Annotated in this window: 12 protein-coding genes; 9 read left to right on the top strand and 3 right to left on the bottom strand. The window is 67.4% G+C overall.

The window, feature by feature from the left end:
- Nucleotides 1-142: 142 nt before the first annotated feature.
- The 6 genes from DXK94_RS08365 to DXK94_RS08340 all read left to right on the top strand — a co-directional run bounded on the left by DXK94_RS08365 (nucleotide 143) and on the right by DXK94_RS08340 (nucleotide 8,261).
- On the top strand, nucleotides 143-2,968 hold the full coding sequence (locus tag DXK94_RS08365) for an aconitate hydratase (RefSeq protein ID WP_115524609.1): 2,826 nt from the start codon (nucleotides 143-145) through the stop codon (nucleotides 2,966-2,968).
- 129 nt (nucleotides 2,969-3,097) lie between these two features.
- Entirely contained in the window at nucleotides 3,098-5,071 is a 1,974-nt protein-coding gene (gene dxs / locus DXK94_RS08360; RefSeq protein ID WP_115524608.1) for a 1-deoxy-D-xylulose-5-phosphate synthase, read from the top strand.
- A complete protein-coding gene (locus DXK94_RS08355; RefSeq protein ID WP_395928630.1) occupies nucleotides 5,068-5,685 on the top strand; it encodes a DUF402 domain-containing protein in 618 nt (205 codons plus the stop codon). Before dxs ends, DXK94_RS08355 begins: the two co-directional genes overlap by 4 nt.
- Nucleotides 5,682-6,242 (top strand): hypothetical protein, encoded by a 561-nt coding sequence (locus tag DXK94_RS08350; protein ID WP_115524607.1) that lies wholly within the window; start codon nucleotides 5,682-5,684, stop codon nucleotides 6,240-6,242. Before DXK94_RS08355 ends, DXK94_RS08350 begins: the two co-directional genes overlap by 4 nt.
- 9 nt (nucleotides 6,243-6,251) lie before the next feature.
- Entirely contained in the window at nucleotides 6,252-7,229 is a 978-nt protein-coding gene (locus tag DXK94_RS08345) for an aldo/keto reductase (protein WP_115524606.1), read from the top strand.
- Between the two features lie 6 nt (nucleotides 7,230-7,235).
- A complete protein-coding gene (locus DXK94_RS08340; protein ID WP_115524605.1) occupies nucleotides 7,236-8,261 on the top strand; it encodes a nucleoside hydrolase in 1,026 nt (341 codons plus the stop codon).
- 5 nt (nucleotides 8,262-8,266) lie between these two features.
- Here DXK94_RS08340 and DXK94_RS08335 read toward each other — a convergent pair whose 3' ends face one another.
- On the bottom strand, nucleotides 8,267-9,691 hold the full coding sequence (locus DXK94_RS08335) for a mycothione reductase (RefSeq protein ID WP_115524604.1): 1,425 nt from the start codon (nucleotides 9,689-9,691) through the stop codon (nucleotides 8,267-8,269).
- 189 nt (nucleotides 9,692-9,880) lie between these two features.
- Between DXK94_RS08335 and DXK94_RS08330 the strand changes: the two genes are divergently transcribed.
- From DXK94_RS08330 to DXK94_RS08320, 3 genes are read left to right on the top strand one after another with little or no spacing between them, the layout of a single operon-like run.
- Nucleotides 9,881-10,723 (top strand): ECF transporter S component, encoded by an 843-nt coding sequence (locus DXK94_RS08330; RefSeq protein WP_115524603.1) that lies wholly within the window; start codon nucleotides 9,881-9,883, stop codon nucleotides 10,721-10,723.
- A gap of 30 nt (nucleotides 10,724-10,753) precedes the next feature.
- On the top strand, nucleotides 10,754-11,497 hold the full coding sequence (locus DXK94_RS08325; RefSeq protein ID WP_115524602.1) for an energy-coupling factor transporter transmembrane component T: 744 nt from the start codon (nucleotides 10,754-10,756) through the stop codon (nucleotides 11,495-11,497).
- 2 nt (nucleotides 11,498-11,499) lie between these two features.
- Nucleotides 11,500-13,053, top strand: coding sequence for an ATP-binding cassette domain-containing protein (locus tag DXK94_RS08320; protein ID WP_309544314.1), 1,554 nt, complete (start codon nucleotides 11,500-11,502; stop codon nucleotides 13,051-13,053).
- A 10-nt stretch (nucleotides 13,054-13,063) separates the two neighbouring features.
- On the opposite strand, the gene DXK94_RS08315 is transcribed toward DXK94_RS08320, so the two are convergent.
- Both DXK94_RS08315 and DXK94_RS08310 read right to left on the bottom strand, forming a co-directional pair.
- Nucleotides 13,064-15,229 carry a 3-hydroxyacyl-CoA dehydrogenase NAD-binding domain-containing protein gene (locus DXK94_RS08315; protein WP_115524600.1) on the bottom strand — a complete coding sequence of 722 codons (2,166 nt, stop codon included), beginning with the start codon at nucleotides 15,227-15,229 and terminating at the stop codon, nucleotides 13,064-13,066.
- Complete coding sequence (locus tag DXK94_RS08310) at nucleotides 15,226-16,494, bottom strand: acetyl-CoA C-acyltransferase (RefSeq protein WP_115524599.1); 1,269 nt, start codon at nucleotides 16,492-16,494, stop codon at nucleotides 15,226-15,228. The genes DXK94_RS08315 and DXK94_RS08310 overlap by 4 nt, the downstream gene beginning before the upstream one ends.
- Nucleotides 16,495-16,550: the final 56 nt, after the last annotated feature.

The following is a 16,550-nucleotide window of genomic DNA, read 5'->3' as shown; positions in this document are numbered from 1 at the left end:
TGGGGCGTAGTAGTCCCACGTCGCGCTCCGTAATCACGGCCGGCCGTGTGCAATTTTCGGGCCCGGAACTAATTAGGGCGTCCTAACTAGCAGGCGGTCAACCGCGCGACAAAGATGAAACTGTTGCGAGAGGAGTCCTGCGATGAGCACTGTGGACAGCTTCGGTTCAAAAGGCAAACTTAATGTAGCCGGAACCGAATACGAAATTTTCCGGTTGAACTCCGTTGAAGGTGCAGAAAACCTTCCGTTCAGCCTCAAGGTATTGCTTGAAAACCTGCTGAGGACCGAGGACGGCGCGAACATCACTGCCGATCACGTTCGCGCCTTGGCCGGCTGGGATCCCAACGCCCAGCCCGATACAGAAATCCAGTTCACGCCGGCACGCGTGATCATGCAGGACTTCACCGGCGTCCCCTGCGTGGTGGACCTGGCGACGATGCGTGAAGCCGTCAAGGAACTGGGCGGCGACCCCAAGCGGGTCAACCCGCTGGCACCTGCCGAGATGGTCATTGACCACTCGGTCCAGATCGATGCATTCGGCAACTCCGGCGCGCTGGAGCGCAACATGGAGATCGAATACCAGCGCAATGGTGAGCGTTACCAGTTCCTGCGCTGGGGCCAGACCGCATTCGATGACTTCAAGGTGGTTCCCCCGGGAACCGGCATCGTGCACCAGGTCAACATCGAATACCTGGCACGCACCGTCATGACCCGCGAGGTTGACGGCACCCTCCGCGCCTACCCGGACACCTGCGTCGGCACCGACTCGCACACCACCATGGTCAACGGCCTGGGCGTGCTCGGCTGGGGCGTCGGCGGCATTGAAGCCGAGGCAGCCATGCTCGGCCAGCCCGTCTCCATGCTCATCCCGCGCGTGGTCGGCTTCAAGCTGAGCGGCAGCATCCCCGCAGGCGCCACCGCCACCGACGTTGTGCTGACCATCACCGAGATGCTCCGCAAGCACGGTGTAGTGGGCAAGTTCGTCGAGTTCTACGGCGAAGGCGTGGCCGCAGTGCCGCTCGCCAACCGCGCCACCATCGGCAACATGAGCCCGGAATTCGGTTCCACCGCCGCCATGTTCCCCATCGACGACGTCACGCTGGACTACCTGCGCCTCACCGGCCGCTCGGACCAGAACGTGGCACTCGTGGAGTCCTACGCCAAGGAACAGGGACTCTGGCACGATCCGTCCCGCGACATCAAGTTCTCGGAGTACCTGGAACTGGACCTGTCCACGGTTGTGCCGTCCATCGCAGGCCCCAAGCGCCCGCAGGACCGCATCGAGCTGACCGAGGCCAAGGACGAGTTCCGCCACGACCTCAAGAACTACGTCTCCCACGACGCCGACGCCGGCACCCTGGACGAGTCGCTCGAGGAGACCTTCCCGGCCTCGGACTCGCCCTCCTTCACCGCCGGAGCCACGCACATCTCCGACACCGACCGCGAACCGCCGAAGTACTCGGCAGCGCACGGCGGCGCCGGCCGCATCTCCAGCCCGGTTCCGGTCAAGATGGCCGACGGACGCGAGTTTGAGCTGGACCACGGAGCGGTGACCATCGCCTCCATCACATCCTGCACCAACACGTCCAACCCTTCGGTCATGCTCGCCGCCGCCGTGCTGGCCCGCAACGCCGTCGAAAAGGGCCTCACCGCCAAGCCGTGGGTCAAGACCTCCGTCGCCCCCGGCTCGAAGGTCGTCACGGACTACTACGAAAAGTCCGGCCTGACCCCTTACCTGGAGAAGCTGGGCTTCTACATCGTGGGCTACGGCTGCGCCACCTGCATCGGCAACTCCGGCCCGCTGGAAGCCGAAGTCTCCGAGGCAATCCAGGCCAACGACCTCGCCGTCGCTGCTGTCCTCTCGGGCAACCGCAACTTCGAAGGCCGCATCAACCCTGACGTCAAGATGAACTACCTGGCCTCCCCGCCGCTGGTCATCGCGTACGCCCTGGCCGGTTCCATGGACTTCGACTTCGAAACCGATGCCCTGGGCAAGGACGAGGCCGGCAACGACGTCTTCCTGAAGGACATCTGGCCGAACCCGGTTGAGGTCCAGCAGGTCATCGATTCCTCGATCGACAAGGAGATGTTCGCCAAGGGCTACGAAGGCGTCTTCGACGGCGACGCGCGCTGGAAGGCGCTCGACACCCCCGCCGGTGACACCTTCGCCTGGGACCCGAACTCCACCTACGTCCGGAAGCCCCCGTACTTCGAGGGCATGCAGGCGCAGCCGGAGCCGGTCAAGGACATCACCGGTGCCCGCGTGCTCCTCAAGCTGGGCGATTCGGTCACCACCGACCACATCTCCCCGGCCGGTTCGTTCAAGTCCGACACCCCTGCCGGCCAGTACCTGCTGGCCAACGGCGTGGAGCGCAAGGACTTCAACTCCTACGGCTCCCGCCGTGGCAACCACGAGGTCATGATCCGCGGAACGTTCGCAAACATCCGCATCAAGAACCAGATCCTGGACGGCGTCGAAGGTGGCTTCACCCGCGACTTCACCCAGGAGGGTGGCCCGCAGGCGTACGTGTACGACGCCGCGCAGAACTACCAGGCAGCCGGCACCCCGCTCGTGGTCCTGGCGGGCAAGGAATACGGTTCCGGCTCGTCCCGTGACTGGGCCGCGAAGGGCACGGCCCTGCTGGGCGTCAAGGCCGTCATCGCCGAGAGCTACGAGCGTATCCACCGCTCCAACCTCATCGGCATGGGCGTCCTGCCGCTGCAGTTCCCGGCCGGCGAGTCCGCCGCGACGCTCGGCCTGGCAGGCACGGAGACGTTCTCCGTTGAGGGCGTCACCGCCCTGAACGAGGGCACCACGCCCAAGACCCTCAAGGTCACCGCAACCGCCGAAGACGGATCCACAAAGTCCTTCGACGCGGTCCTGCGCATCGATACCCCGGGTGAAGCGGATTACTACCGCAACGGCGGCATCCTGCAGTACGTGCTGCGCCAGATCTCCGCGAACTAGCGGTAACTGCCCAGCAGGCACCACCATCCCGAAGCCCCGGCCGGTCACCGACCAGCCGGGGCTTCGGCTTTGCATTTGTACCAAGGCGTTAGAGTTAAACGGCACGTCTACCACCCGAAGGAGGGGTCATTGGGAATCTTGGACACCATCCGGAATCCGCAGGACCTGAACGAGTTAACCGAAGAACAGCTCAAGCAGCTGGCTTCGGAGATCAGGGATTTCCTGATCACGAACGTCTCCCAGACGGGCGGACACCTCGGCCCTAACCTTGGCGTGGTGGAACTGACGCTCGCCGTGCACCGCATCTTCGAATCGCCGCGTGACAGCATCGTCTTCGACACGGGCCACCAGTCGTACGTCCACAAGCTGCTGACCGGCCGCCAGGATTTCAGCACCCTCCGCCAGGAAGGCGGCCTCTCCGGTTATCCGTCCCGGGCGGAGTCAGAGCACGACATCGTGGAAAGCTCGCACGCTTCCTCCTCGCTGTCCTGGGCCGACGGCATCTCGCGTGCCCGGCAGCTGACCGGCCAGGGCGACCGGCACGTCGTCGCCGTCGTCGGTGATGGCGCCCTGACCGGCGGCATGGCCTGGGAAGCCATCAACAACATTGCCGCCGACAGGCGGCGCCGCGTCGTCATCGTGGTCAACGACAACGGCAGGTCCTACGCGCCCACCGTTGGCGGTTTCGCGGACTACCTCGCCTCGCTGCGCCCCACCATCGATTCGTTCCGCGCGGCCCCCGCGTACGAGGTGGCGCTGGACTGGTGGAAGAAGAAGCTCCAGAACGGCGGCCCGGCGGGCCAGTTCACCTACAAGAGCCTGCATGCCATGAAGAAGGGCATTAAGGACTGGTGGGCTCCCCAGGGCATGTTCGAGGACCTGGGCATGAAGTACATCGGACCGGTTGACGGGCACAACCTCCAGGCCATGGAGCATGCCCTCGCCACGGCCAAGCACTACAACGGGCCCGTCATTGTGCACGCCATGACCGAGAAGGGTCACGGTTACGCCCCCGCGCGTGCCCACGAGGCCGACCAGTTCCACGCCGTGGGCATCATTGATCCGGAAACGGGCGAGCCCACCGGCACCGCGGGTGCCCAGTCCTGGACCTCCGTGTTCGCCAACGAAATCGCGGCCATCGCCGACGAGCGTGACGACGTCGTAGGCATCACCGGCGCCATGCTGATTCCCGTGGGGCTGCACAAGTTCGCTGCCAGGCACCCGGAGCGGGTCATCGACGTCGGCATCGCCGAACAGCATGCACTCACCGCTGCTGCGGGAATGGCCTTCGGGGGCCTGCACCCGGTGGTGGCGGTCTACGCCACCTTCCTCAACCGCGCCTTCGACCAGCTGCTCATGGACGTTGCCTTGCACAAGGCAGGCGTCACCATCGTCCTGGACCGTGCCGGGGTCACCGGACCCGACGGCGCCAGCCACCACGGCATGTGGGACATGTCCATGGTCCAGATCGTTCCGGGACTCCACCTGGCCGCGCCCCGCGACGCCACCCGGCTCCGTGAGGAGCTCCGGGAGGCCGTTGCCATCAGCGACGCCCCCAGCGTGGTCCGCTTCTCCAAGGGGTCCGTCGGCGCCGAAATTGAAGCGCTGGAACGCCTCAGTGACGGCGTGGACGTATTGGCCCGCCGTCCTTCCGGGTCCACCGAAAACGATGTCCTGATCATCAGCGTCGGTGCCATGTCAGAGCTTGCCCTGGACGTCGCCAACCGGCTGGGCGCGCAGGGCATCAGCACCACCGTCGTGGACCCGCGCTGGGTGCTTCCGGTCCGCCGTTCCATCATTGCGCTGGCCTCGCACCACCGGCTGGTGATCTGCATTGAGGACGGCGTGCGGGCCGGCGGCGTGGGCTCGCGGATCCGGCAGGAAATGCGCGCGGCAGGCGTGGATACTGCCCTGAACGAGGTGGGCCTGCCGGTTGAGTTCCTGGACCACGGCACCCGCAAGCAGGTCCTGGAACGCGTCGGGCTGACCGCCCAGCAGATAGCGCACGACGTCGTCGCGCAGGTTCTGGGAACAAAGGTTCCGTTCGCGCGTCCCCTGCCCGGGCAGCAGCACCCCACCACCGGCAGCCTTCCCATCCTGTGAGGGGAGAAGTTGAGCTGAAGTATCCGGGGGTCCTGCGGGAGCCGGCGGCGGAGGACCACCCCGCGGGGACCCGTGTTCCGGAAGGCCTGGAGCCCGGACAGCTGGTGGTGGCGCGCAACCGCAAGTGGAACGGCAAAGCCCACTGGGTGGTGCCGGGCCGCTACCTGGGCGAGGACCGGCACGGCTGGTGGATTTTCCAGGGCACCAACGAATTCTGTTCCCGGCCCGGTGCCGCCTTTTACACCAAGTCCGACGCCGTGCTCCTGGTACCCCGCGACGGCGACTGGGTTGCCACCTTCTACGATGACGCCCACCCCGGCGGGGTGCGGATCTACATCGACCTGGCCGTCGCGCACGAGTGGAACTCCATCCGCCCGAAAGTCACTGAGTTCCACGTCATCGACATGGACCTGGACGTGGTCCGGACGGCCAGCCGCGGTGTCTTTATTGACGACGAGGACGAATTCGCTGAACACCGGGTGGCGATGGACTACCCCACAGCGCTGGCAGAGTCCCTCCAGGCCTCCGCAGAAAAGCTTTACCAGGCCGTCAAGGCACAGCAGGCACCTTTCGACGGTACCGACGTCGAATGGTTCACAAAGGGACGTGGATGAGCGGAATAGTCAGGGTCTACAAGCGCGACGACGAGGGAACCCTCCACTTCAGGGAGGCCTGGTTCGACGAGGACTACGCCCAGTTCGTGATGAACTTCGGCGTCGTGGGACACCAGAGCACAACGGAAGAGACGGACGTCGCCGACCCCGATGCCGCCGAGGGCCTCCTGGACGCCTTCGCCGTGCAGTGCGCCGAGGACGGCTACGCGGAGATCCCGGAGGGGGAACAGTTCTGGGTGGTGGCCCAGTTCGCCCTGAAGACCAAGGAAGGCACCGACCGGGACCGCTACCTGGAGGAAAAGGCGAAGGACGCCCTCATCAGCCACCTCGCATGGCGGGGGCTCGGTACCGTGGAGCGCTCCGAATTCACCGACTACAAGCTGAACATCTTCTGCCTTTGCCCGGACGTGAACAAGGCCGTCAACGCCATCAAGATCTGCGCCCGCGGCGAGGACCTGGACTTCACCAAGCTCAGCATCGGAGCCGCGCCCTTCAATGAGCCGGCCAACTTCAAACTCAAGCACTCCGCCAAGCCCGCCACCGGCTTCAGCCTCTAGGAGCCGTCCGTGACCACGTACCGCCGCGTTGGAAAATCCGGCCTGACCGTCTCCACGGTGGGCCTGGGCTGCAACAACCTTGGCCGCGCCAACACCGCCACCGAATCCCAGGAGGCCACCAACGCCGTGGTCTCCGCGGCCCTCGATGCCGGGATCACCCTGTTCGACGTCGCCGACACGTACGGCCGCGAACCCGGGCTGAGCGAAACCATGCTGGGAAAGGCCCTGGGCAATAGGCGCGCGGACGTGGTCCTGGCGACCAAATTCGGGATGGACATGAAGGGTGCCAGCGGCCTCGACTTCGGTGCCCGCGGATCACGGCGCTACATCCTCCAGGCGGTGGAAGCCTCGCTGCGCCGGCTGGGCACGGACTGGATCGACCTGTACCAGTTCCATACGCCGGACCCGCTGACGCCCATCGAGGAGACCCTCGCCGCGCTCGACGCGCTCGTCAGCAGCGGAAAAGTCCGCTACATCGGCCACTCCAACCGGGCCGGGTGGCAGATCGCCCAGGCTGAGTACGTGGCGCGGCAGCTGGGTGGAGCCCGCTTCATCTCCACCCAAAACCATTACAACCTCCTGGACCGGCGCGCGGAACTCGAGGTGACTCCCGCAGCAGAGGAATTCGGGCTGGGGGTCCTCCCGTACTTCCCGCTGGCCAACGGGCTGCTGACGGGCAAGTACGCGCCCGGCCACGCACCGGAGGGGTCCCGGCTCAGCCATACCCGCACGAACATGGTGCACGACGCCGACTGGGAACAGCTGGGCGCGTTCAGCCGGTTCGCCGAGCAGCGCGGCCTGACCGAAATCGAGGTCGCATTTTCCTGGCTGGCGGCCCAAAAGTCCGTGGCCAGCGTTATTGCCGGTGCCACCAGGCCTGAGCAGGTCCGGCAAAACGCCGCAGCGGCAGACTGGGTGCCGTCGGATGCGGACCTCGCCGAGCTGGGCAGCATCTTCCCCGCGGCGCCCAAGATCGCGCTCTTCTAGGCCGCCGTGACCGCCTACCTCCTCGACGTCGACACCGGCATCGACGACGCCCTGGCGCTGGCCTACCTCGCCGCACTCCCGGACACGGAGTTCGTGTCGGTCACGGCAACACCGGGAAACGTCGATGCCGACCAGGTGGCCCGCAACACCCTGGCCCTGCTGGAACTGTGCGGCCGGCCCGGCGTGGAAGTGGCCATCGGCGCCCGCCGTCCGCTGTCCATACCGCTGCTGACAACACCTGAAACGCACGGGCCCCAGGGGATAGGCCACGCCGTCCTGCCGGAACCGTCAGGTCAGGTGTCGGAGCGGGACGCGGTGGACCTCTGGATCGAGCATGCCCGGTCCCGGCCGGGGGAGCTCACGGCCTTGATCACGGCGCCGCTGACCAACTTCGCCCTGGCACTCCGCAAGGAGCCGGCACTGCCTGACCTGCTGGCCAACGTCGTGATCATGGGCGGCTGCTTCTATTACCAGGGCAACACCACTCCCACCGCGGAATGGAACACCCACGTTGACCCCCATGCGGCCAAGGAGGTGTACGCCGCCTACCGGGGCCGGCCCTTCGACAAGCTGCCCATCGTTTGTTCGCTGGACACGACGGAGCGGATGGAGATGCACCCGGAGCACGTTCGGCAACTGGCGGAAGCGGCGGGGGCCATGGTCCCCGAGCTCGTGCTCCCGGACCAGCCCGAGGGGCAGCGCAGTACCTCGGACAATGCGCTGGTCAGGCACCTGTCCGATGCCCTGCGCTTCTATTTCGAGTTCCACCGTCTGTACGACCAGGGCTACCTGGCCCACGTCCACGACTTCTTCGCCGCCGGGGTGGCGGCCGGCACCCTGGAATACAGCGCCCGGCCGGCAACGGTGGACGTCGAAACGGTGTCCCCGCTGCTGGTCGGAACCACCGTGGCCGATTTCCGCGGGCTGTGGGGCGTCCCGCCCAACGCCAGGGTGGTGTCCGGCAGCAACCCGGCGCAGGCCTTCAGCGAACTGGTGTCCGCGGTGGGGAGCCTCGCGGCCCGGGTGGGTTGAGGACCCTACAGCGGGGCATCCTCCGGCAGGTCCACATCCAGCGCCAGCAGGGCGTTCTCCACCACTTCCATCAGCGCAGGGTGGATCCAGAAAGGACCCCGCGCCAGCTGGTGCACCGGCACTGACGTGGCCATCGCCTGGACCAGCGGCTGGATGAGCAGCGACGCTTCGTGGCCCAGGATGTGCGCTCCGAGGAGGCGGCCCGTACCGCGCTCCGCGATGAGCTTGACCACGCCTTCTTCGTCCTCCATTGCCCAGCCGTACGCCGTGGACGCGTACTCCTGGATTGCGGTGACAATCTCCGTCCCCGGTGCAGCCTGCGCCCGGGCCTCATCCTCTGTCAGGCCGACCGAGGCCACCTGCGGATTGGAGAAAACAGCAGCCGGCACCGCTGTGTAGTCCATGGGCCGGAGCCGGCCCGGGTGCTCCAGGTTGTGGGCCACCACCCGGGCTTCCCGGTTGGCCACATGCTTGAGCTGGTAGGAATTCGCGACGTCGCCCAGCGCGTACACGCCCGCCAGTGGCTGCCCGCCCGAAAGAATCCGGAGGTTTTCATCGACGGCCAGCGTGCCGTCGTCGTCCAGGTCGAAGCCTGCGGCTTCCACGTCCAGCCGGTCCGTGTTGGGCACCCGGCCGGTGGCCATCAGGACAAGGTCCGCCACCACGCTCAGGCTGCGGCCGGCGTCGTCCAGGAACACTGCGGTGGCCCGGTCGTCGCCGTTGTCCTCCACGGACTGCAGGTGGCAGCCAAGCTCCAGCTTCCAGCGGCTTGCGGCGGCCGCGGCGAAGCGACGCGAAATTTCGGCGTCATTGCCGCGCAACAGGCGCCCGGACCGGTTCACCTGGGTGACGTCCGCGCCGAAACCGTGGAAAACGGCAGCGAACTCCGCGGCGATGTACCCGCCGCCAACCACCACCACCTTCTCCGGTGCCCCGTCGATCCGCATGACGGTATCTGACGTGTGGACCTGGGGAAGGTTGGCTCCCGGCACGTCCGGAAGAACCGCCCGCGAGCCCGCCGCCACCACTACCTGGTCCGCCGTGATGTCCACACCGGAGGCGGTGCGGAGCGCCCGGGGTCCTGTAAAGCGGGCGTACTCCTCATACAGGTCCACGTGGTCCAGCTCGTCCGCCCGGTACCGGCGGCCGGCTGCGGATATCGGATCTATCCGGCCAAAAATCCTGTCCCGGATGTCGTTCCAGTGCACCTTGTCCAGGGTCAGGTCAACGCCCAGGCGGCCGGCCTCGGCGGGCACTGCCGCCAGCGCCGACGGGTACACGAACATCTTCGTTGGGATGCAGCCCACGTTCAGGCACGTGCCGCCGAACACCCCGCCGTCGATCAACGCCACGCGCTTGCCGTCCCAGAACGGGGTGATCAGCGAATTGCCGGAGCCGGAGCCGATGATGGCAAGGTCGTAGTGGGGCATAAGGGGGAGTCTAGGGCACCGTCCGCCCGGCAGCAGCCATGCCGCACAACGTCCCGGTAGAATGGTCCGCGGCCCGCCGGTTGCAGTATGTCGCTGCAGAATCCGGCGGCTGCCACCGAGGTGACATAGGTGGCGTTCCGTTCCGCCCGGGATCTCCGGGCTCCCATGCCAGCACTCAGAAGGAACCCCATGTCATCGCCCTCCCTGACGTTGCCGTCCCCGGCGCCCGCTGCTGCCCGCAGGCGCCGGCTGCTGGAAATCCTTGGCGCCCTGGCCATTGCCGGGACCTACATCTACCTGGTCCTGAACCAGCCCGCGGACATCACCGGCGGACCCGGCAGCGCCTCGGCCCTGATTGCCCTTTCAGGTTTCCTGGTGGGGGCCATCCTGCTCATCGTGGCGGTCCTGCCCACGCTTCCTGCCTCCACCCTCGTGCTGATCCCGGTGGCCCTTGTCCTGAACATCGTGCTGGGCCAGTTCGTGGGCAGCACCCTGGTCCCGTTCTACCTTGACGCGATCGGCACGGTGCTGATCGCTGTGCTGGCAGGACCCGCAGCGGGTGCCGCCACGGGAGCCCTCAGCAGCATCGTCTGGTCCTTCTTCAACCCCACCGTGCTGCCGTTCGCCGCCGGCGCCGCACTGATCGGCTGCCTCGCCGGCCTGGCCGCGCGCTGCGGCCTGTTCCGCCGTTTCTATCTCGCCCCCGTAGCAGGGTTTGCCACGGGCATCATTGGCGGTGTGGTGTCCGCCCCGGTAGCAGCCTTCGTCTTCGGCGGCACGTCCGGTGTGGCCACGGGTGCGATCGTCAGCGCCTTCCGCTCCATGGGCGACACCCTCCTGGCAGCCATCACCAAGCAGGCGCTCATTTCCGACCCCATGGACAAGGCCATCGTCTTCACAGTGGTGGCCGTCCTGGTCTATGCGCTGCCGCGGCGGACCCGGCTGCAGTTCCCGTTTGTCCGCAGGCACCGTGTCCTTGGCGGAACCACGAACGAACCGGCAGCAGCGCAGGGCTCCACACAGACTTCCTGAACAGACCTCCTGAACAGGAACCACCAGCCCATGCGCCTCCACCCGCTGACTTCCCTGGCCTTTGCCGGCAGCACGGCGGTTATCACGACGGCGGCAGCGAGTTGGCCCGTTTCCCTCGCCGTGGGCGCGGGTGCACTGGGCCTGTCCGCTGCCGGTGGCACCGCCCGGCGGCTGGTGCCTGCGGCCGCGGCCGTGCTGGTGCCGCTGGGCCTGTCCCTGCTGATCGTGCACGGGCTGTCCTTTCCCGAGGGCCGGACGGTCCTGGCCCAGTTCGGCCCGGCCCGGGTAACCGCCGAAGGCCTGGCCTTCGCCGGGGAACGGGCGGCCCAACTGTCAGCCGCCGTCCTGGCCCTGCTGGTGTTTTCCTTCAGCGTCAACGTTCCGGACCTGGTGGCCGCGTTGTCGTCGCGCGGCGTCCACGGCAGGTTCGGCTTTGTGCTGGCTTCCACCCTGACCCTGCTGCCCGCCATTACTGCGCAGGCGGGACGGATCCGGCAGGCCCAGGAGTCCCGTGGGCTGGTCATCCGGCGCGGTCTGCTGCACAAAGTGGCGGCGTTCCGGCTGCAGGCCATCCCGCTGGTCCTCTCCCTGGTGGAGGACGCCGGAACCCGCGCCGCGGCCCTGGAAGCCCGCGGTTTCAGCAGTCCAGGGCCGCGTACCAGCTACCGGGAGGTCCCCGACTCCGTTATCCAGCGCCTCCTGCGCATGCTCCTGGTCGGGGCGGCTGCGGTTGCCGTTGCCTGGCGGTTATGGCCGGCCGGGGCCGGGGGCTAGGCGTGCCGTATTCCGCAGAGCCGGTTATGGCGGCCGGCATCCGGGACTTCACCTTCCATGACGGCGGCGGGCCGGTCCTCCAGCGCGTGGACGTCGCCGTCGTCCCCGGGACCCTGACGGCCGTCCTGGGCACCTCCGGAAGCGGCAAAACAACCTTGGGAAGGCTCCTTGCCGGTTGGCTGCCCCCGGGACCCGGCGGGAACCTCACCGGGTTCCTGGAGCTCACCGGCACCCGGCTTCAGTTCAACGGCGACGCCGGGGACCCCCGGATTGACCCCGCGCAGTGGGGCCGGCAGGTGGGCTTTGTTCCCCAGGATGCTGGTGCCGTCCTGTCCACGGTCCGGGCCACCGTGGCGGAGGAACTCGCGTTCGGCCTCGAAAGCTCCGCCATGGACCGTACCGCCATGGTGGCAGCCGTTGAGCAGACGGCGGGCCTGCTGGGACTTCGCAACCTGCTGGGTCGCCATCCGGCCCGGCTCTCGGGCGGCCAGCTTCGACGCCTGTCCATCGGCTGCGCCATCATTACCCGCCCGCCGGTGCTCATCATGGATGAGCCCTTCGCCTCCCTTGACGCTGCGGGCGCCCGCGAACTGGGTGACCTGGTGCGCGGCCTCGTGAAGGCCGGCACCGCCGTCGTCATCCTTAGCCAGATGGTGGACGGGCTGCTCCGGGAAGCCGATCACTGGTTGGTCCTGGCGGACGGCACGGTCAAGGCAAGCGGAACACCCGCCGCGCTGAAGGCAGGGCCACCCACGGTGTTGGCGGCTATCCGGCGCATCCACGACGAGCGGGCAACCGGCGGCGCTGCGCCGGCTCCCCGCCATGCCGGACATTCCGCCCCGGCCCTGGAGCTCCGCGGGGTTTCCTTCGGGTACCGGAAGGACGGCCGTCCCGCCAGGCAGGGCTTCACGTGGCAACGCCGTCAGGGCTCCCGTACCACTGACAACCAATCGACGGTGCTGCAGGGAGTCGACCTTGCGGTCCATCCCGGCGAGATCGTGGCCGTCACCGGGCCCAATGGGGCGGGAAAATCAACGCTCCTGAGGCACTTCAACGGCCTGCTGAGGCCCACCACCGGAACCGTCCTGGTGCAGGGGGAGGACATTTCCGGAAGACCGGTCGGTTCCACGGCAGCCGCGGTGGGCCTGCTGTTCCAGCACCCGCGCGAGCAGCTGTTCGAACGCACCGCCCTGCGGGAGGTCCGGTTCGGCCTGGACCGGTTGTTTGGGCAGGATGAGGCAGGGGAAAGGGCCGCGGCGGCACTGGCGGCCGTCGGTCTCTCAGCGGCAGCCCAGGAACACCCCGCGGAGCTGCCCGCGTCCCGCCAGCGGCTGCTGGCCCTGGCGACAGTTCTGGCCCGCAAACCCGCCGTCCTCGCGCTGGATGAGCCGACCGTCGCCCTCGACGGCGATGGGCTTGCCGTCCTGGATGCGGCGGTCCGGTCCGCGGCGGCGGAGGGAGCCGCCGTCGTGCTGGTCACCCATGACCTGGGTTACGCACGATCGGCGGCGCACCGCACCATTGCGCTCGGCGCCGGCCGGCTAGCGGAAGCCTGAACCGGTCCGGTTATCCCGCGGCCGGGCGGGACGCCCTGCCCGGCGGCAGGAAGGGCTTGCCGTTGACGCGTTCCGAGGCCCCCACCCGGTCCAGGTACGGGGTGATGCCGCCGAGGAACATGGGCCAGCCCGCGCCGAGGATCATGCAGAGGTCGATGTCTTCGGGGCCTGCCACCACGCCTTCGTCCAGCATCAGTCCGATCTCCTGGGCCAGGGCGTCCTGGGTACGGCGCAGGACGTCTTCGCCGGTGGAGGGGCTGGTGCCGAAGGACATCAGCGACAGCGTGGACTGCGGGATTTCCTGCGTGCCGTCCGGGGCGGTTTCCCAGAGAGCCTTCACTCCGTTGTCGATGAGTTTTTGCAGGTTGGCGGACACCGGGAAGCGGTCACCGAAAGCGGCGTTAAGCGATTCCTGGACGTGCTGGGCCACCGGCAGCCCCACCATGGCCAGCAGCGTGAAGGGGGTCATCGGCAGGCCCATGGGCCGCAGGGCATTGTCCGCCACGTCTGCCGGGGTGCCCTCGTCGAAGGCGGCGGTGACTTCGCCCATCAGGCGCAGCAGGATGCGGTTGACCACAAACGCGGGTGCATCCTTGACCAGTACCCCGGTCTTCTTGAGCGCCTTGGCCAGTTCAAAGGCGGTGGCGAGGACGGCGTCATCGGTCCGCGGGGCCCTGACGATTTCCAGCAGCGGCATCACGGCCACGGGGTTGAAGAAGTGGAACCCCACCAGCCGTTCCGGATGCTGGAGGTCCTCGGCCATGGCGGTCACGGACAGCGAGGAGGTGTTGGTGGCCAGGATGCAGTCAGGGCTGACGATGGCTTCGAGCTCGGCGAACACCTGCTTCTTGACGTTCAGTTCTTCGAAGACGGCTTCGATGACGAAGTCGGCGTCGGCGAACACGTCCTTGGACACGGATCCCGTCACCAGCGCTTTGGTGCGGTTGGCGGCGTCCTGGCTGATCCGCTGTTTGCCCAGGAGCTTGTCCACTTCGGCGTGGACGTAGCCCACTCCCTTGTCCACGCGGCCCTGGTCGATGTCCGTCATCACCACGGGGACCTTGAGCTGGCGGGCGAAGAGCAGCGCCAGCTGGCTGGCCATCAGGCCGGCACCCACCACGCCTACCTTGGTGACCGGACGGGCCAGGTTGCGGTCGGGTGCGCCGGCGGGACGCTTGGAGCGTTTCTGGACCAGGTCAAGGAAGGCGTACACCGTGGCGCGGAACTCGTCGGTCTGCATGAGTTCTGCAAGTGTTTCGCATTCCAGCTCTGCAGACTCCGCCTGGGTCATGGTGCGGTTGGCCTCCAGGACGTCAAGGACCTTTCCCGGGGCGGGTGCGGCATGTGAGGTCTTTGCCTCCACGAACCGGCGTCCTGCTGCCACTGCGGCAGCCCACCTGGTTGCGGTATCCGGCGCGGCGGGGTCGACGGCGTTGGCACGTTCCGGCACCAGACCGCCGGAGATGACTTCCGCGGCCCATGCCAGGGACTGCTCAAGGAAGTCCGCCGGCTCAAAGACGGCATCGGCGATGCCGAGTTCGAAGGCCTGGGGTCCGGTCAGTGTCCGGTTGTTGCTGAGCGGGTTTTCGATCATCACCTTCACGGCGTTTTCCGGGCCGATCAGGCGCGGCAGGATGTAAACCCCGCCCCAGCCGGGTACCAGGCCAAGGAAGGCTTCCGGCAGTGCCAGGGCCCCCGCGCCCGTGGACACGGTGCGGTAGGTGGACTGCAGGGCGATTTCCAGCCCGCCGCCCAGGGCCGCGCCGTTGATGAACGCGAAGCTGGGAACCCCCAGGTTGGCGAGCGTGCGGTAGACGTCGTGCCCCAGCTGCGCCATCCACAGCCCGTGTTCCCGCTTCTCAAGTGCCTTCACCGCTGAAAGGTCTGCGCCCGCCACCAGGTAGTAGGGCTTCCCCGTCACGCCGACGCCGGCGATCTCGCCGCGGGCGGCCCGCTCCCGGAGGCCTTCGAGTACTTTGCCGAGTTCCACGAGGGTCCTGGGTCCCAGCGTGGTGGGCTTGGAGTGGTCCAGGCCGTTGTCGAGGGTGATGAGGGCGAAGGTTCCCGGGCTTGGCTTGCCGGCGGCGGCCGGCAGTTCGATGTCCCGGACGAGCGCGTGGGTGACGGTTTCGTCGGGGAACAGGGCGGCGAACCCGATGAAATCTGCGGCGCTCATGCCGTGGCTCCTTCAGTTGCCGACGCTGCGGCTGTGCTTCCGCTGTAGTCGGGATGGTGGGGGTTTTCCCAGATTACGGTGCCGCCCATGCCCAGGCCCACACACATGGCCGTGATGCCGAAGCGGACGGAGGAATCCTCCTCGAACTGGCGGGCGAGCTGGGTCATCAACCGGACGCCTGAGGAAGCAAGGGGATGCCCGACGGCGATCGCGCCGCCGTAGCGGTTGACGCGGGGGTCGTCGTCGGGAATTCCGAAATGGTCCAGGAAGCTGAGGACCTGCACAGCGAAGGCTTCGTTGATTTCGAACAGGCCGATGTCCCCAATGGTGAGCCCGGCATTGTCCAGTGCCTTCTCGGTGGCCGGAACGGGGCCGATGCCCATCACCTCGGGCTCCACCCCGGCGTAGGCATAGCTGACCAGGCGCATCTTCACCGGCAGGCCGAGCTCCGCGGCGGCCTCTGCGGAGGCCAACACCGCAGCGGTGGCGCCGTCATTCAGGCCGGCGGAGTTTCCGGCGGTGACCCGGCCGTGCGGCCGGAAAGGTGTCCGCAGGGCGTCCAGGTCCGCCATGGTGGTGCCGGGCCGCGGCGGTTCGTCAACGCTGTGGACAGTCCACCCCTCACCCGGCTTCCGGGCAGCCACCGGAACCAGGTCCGGCTGGATCAGGCCCATTCCGTAGGCGGCGGCAAGTTTGGCCTGGGACGCGACGGCGTAGGTATCGGCACGTTGCTTGGTGATGGCCGGAAAGCGGTCGTGCAGATTTTCGGCGGTGTTGCCCATGTTCAGTGCCGCCGGGTCCACCAGCCGCTCCGACATGAAACGGGGGTTGGGATCGGCGCCGGAGCCCATCGGGTGGTTGCCCATGTGCTCCACCCCGCCGGCAATGACAACGTCGTAGGCGCCGAATCCGATGCCTCCGGCAGTCGATGTCACGGCGGTCATGGCGCCCGCGCACATCCGGTCAATGGCGAACCCGGGGACGGTCCGCGGCAGGCCGGCCAGCAGGGCTGCAGTCCTGCCAAGGGTGAGGCCCTGGTCACCGGTCTGGGTGGTGGCTGCGATGGCCACTTCATCCACGCGCTCCGGCGGCAGGGACGGGTTCCGGCGAAGCAGTTCGCGGATGCATTTCACGATCAGGTCGTCGGCGCGGGTTCCGGCGTAGATGCCTTTCTCGCCGGCCCGGCCGAATGGTGTGCGGACGCCGTCAACAAAGACGATGTCGCGGACAGTGCGCTGGGATGCGCCGCTTCCGTGGTGGCTCACGTTTAACTCCTCATCGAGACGTAGGCGCCTGAATGCATGCCGGACTACGGCAGCAT

The organism is Arthrobacter sp. RT-1, from assembly GCF_003367205.1.
In the GTDB taxonomy this organism is placed as follows: domain Bacteria; phylum Actinomycetota; class Actinomycetes; order Actinomycetales; family Micrococcaceae; genus Arthrobacter.
This window is presented reverse-complemented; position numbering and strand designations above follow the sequence as displayed.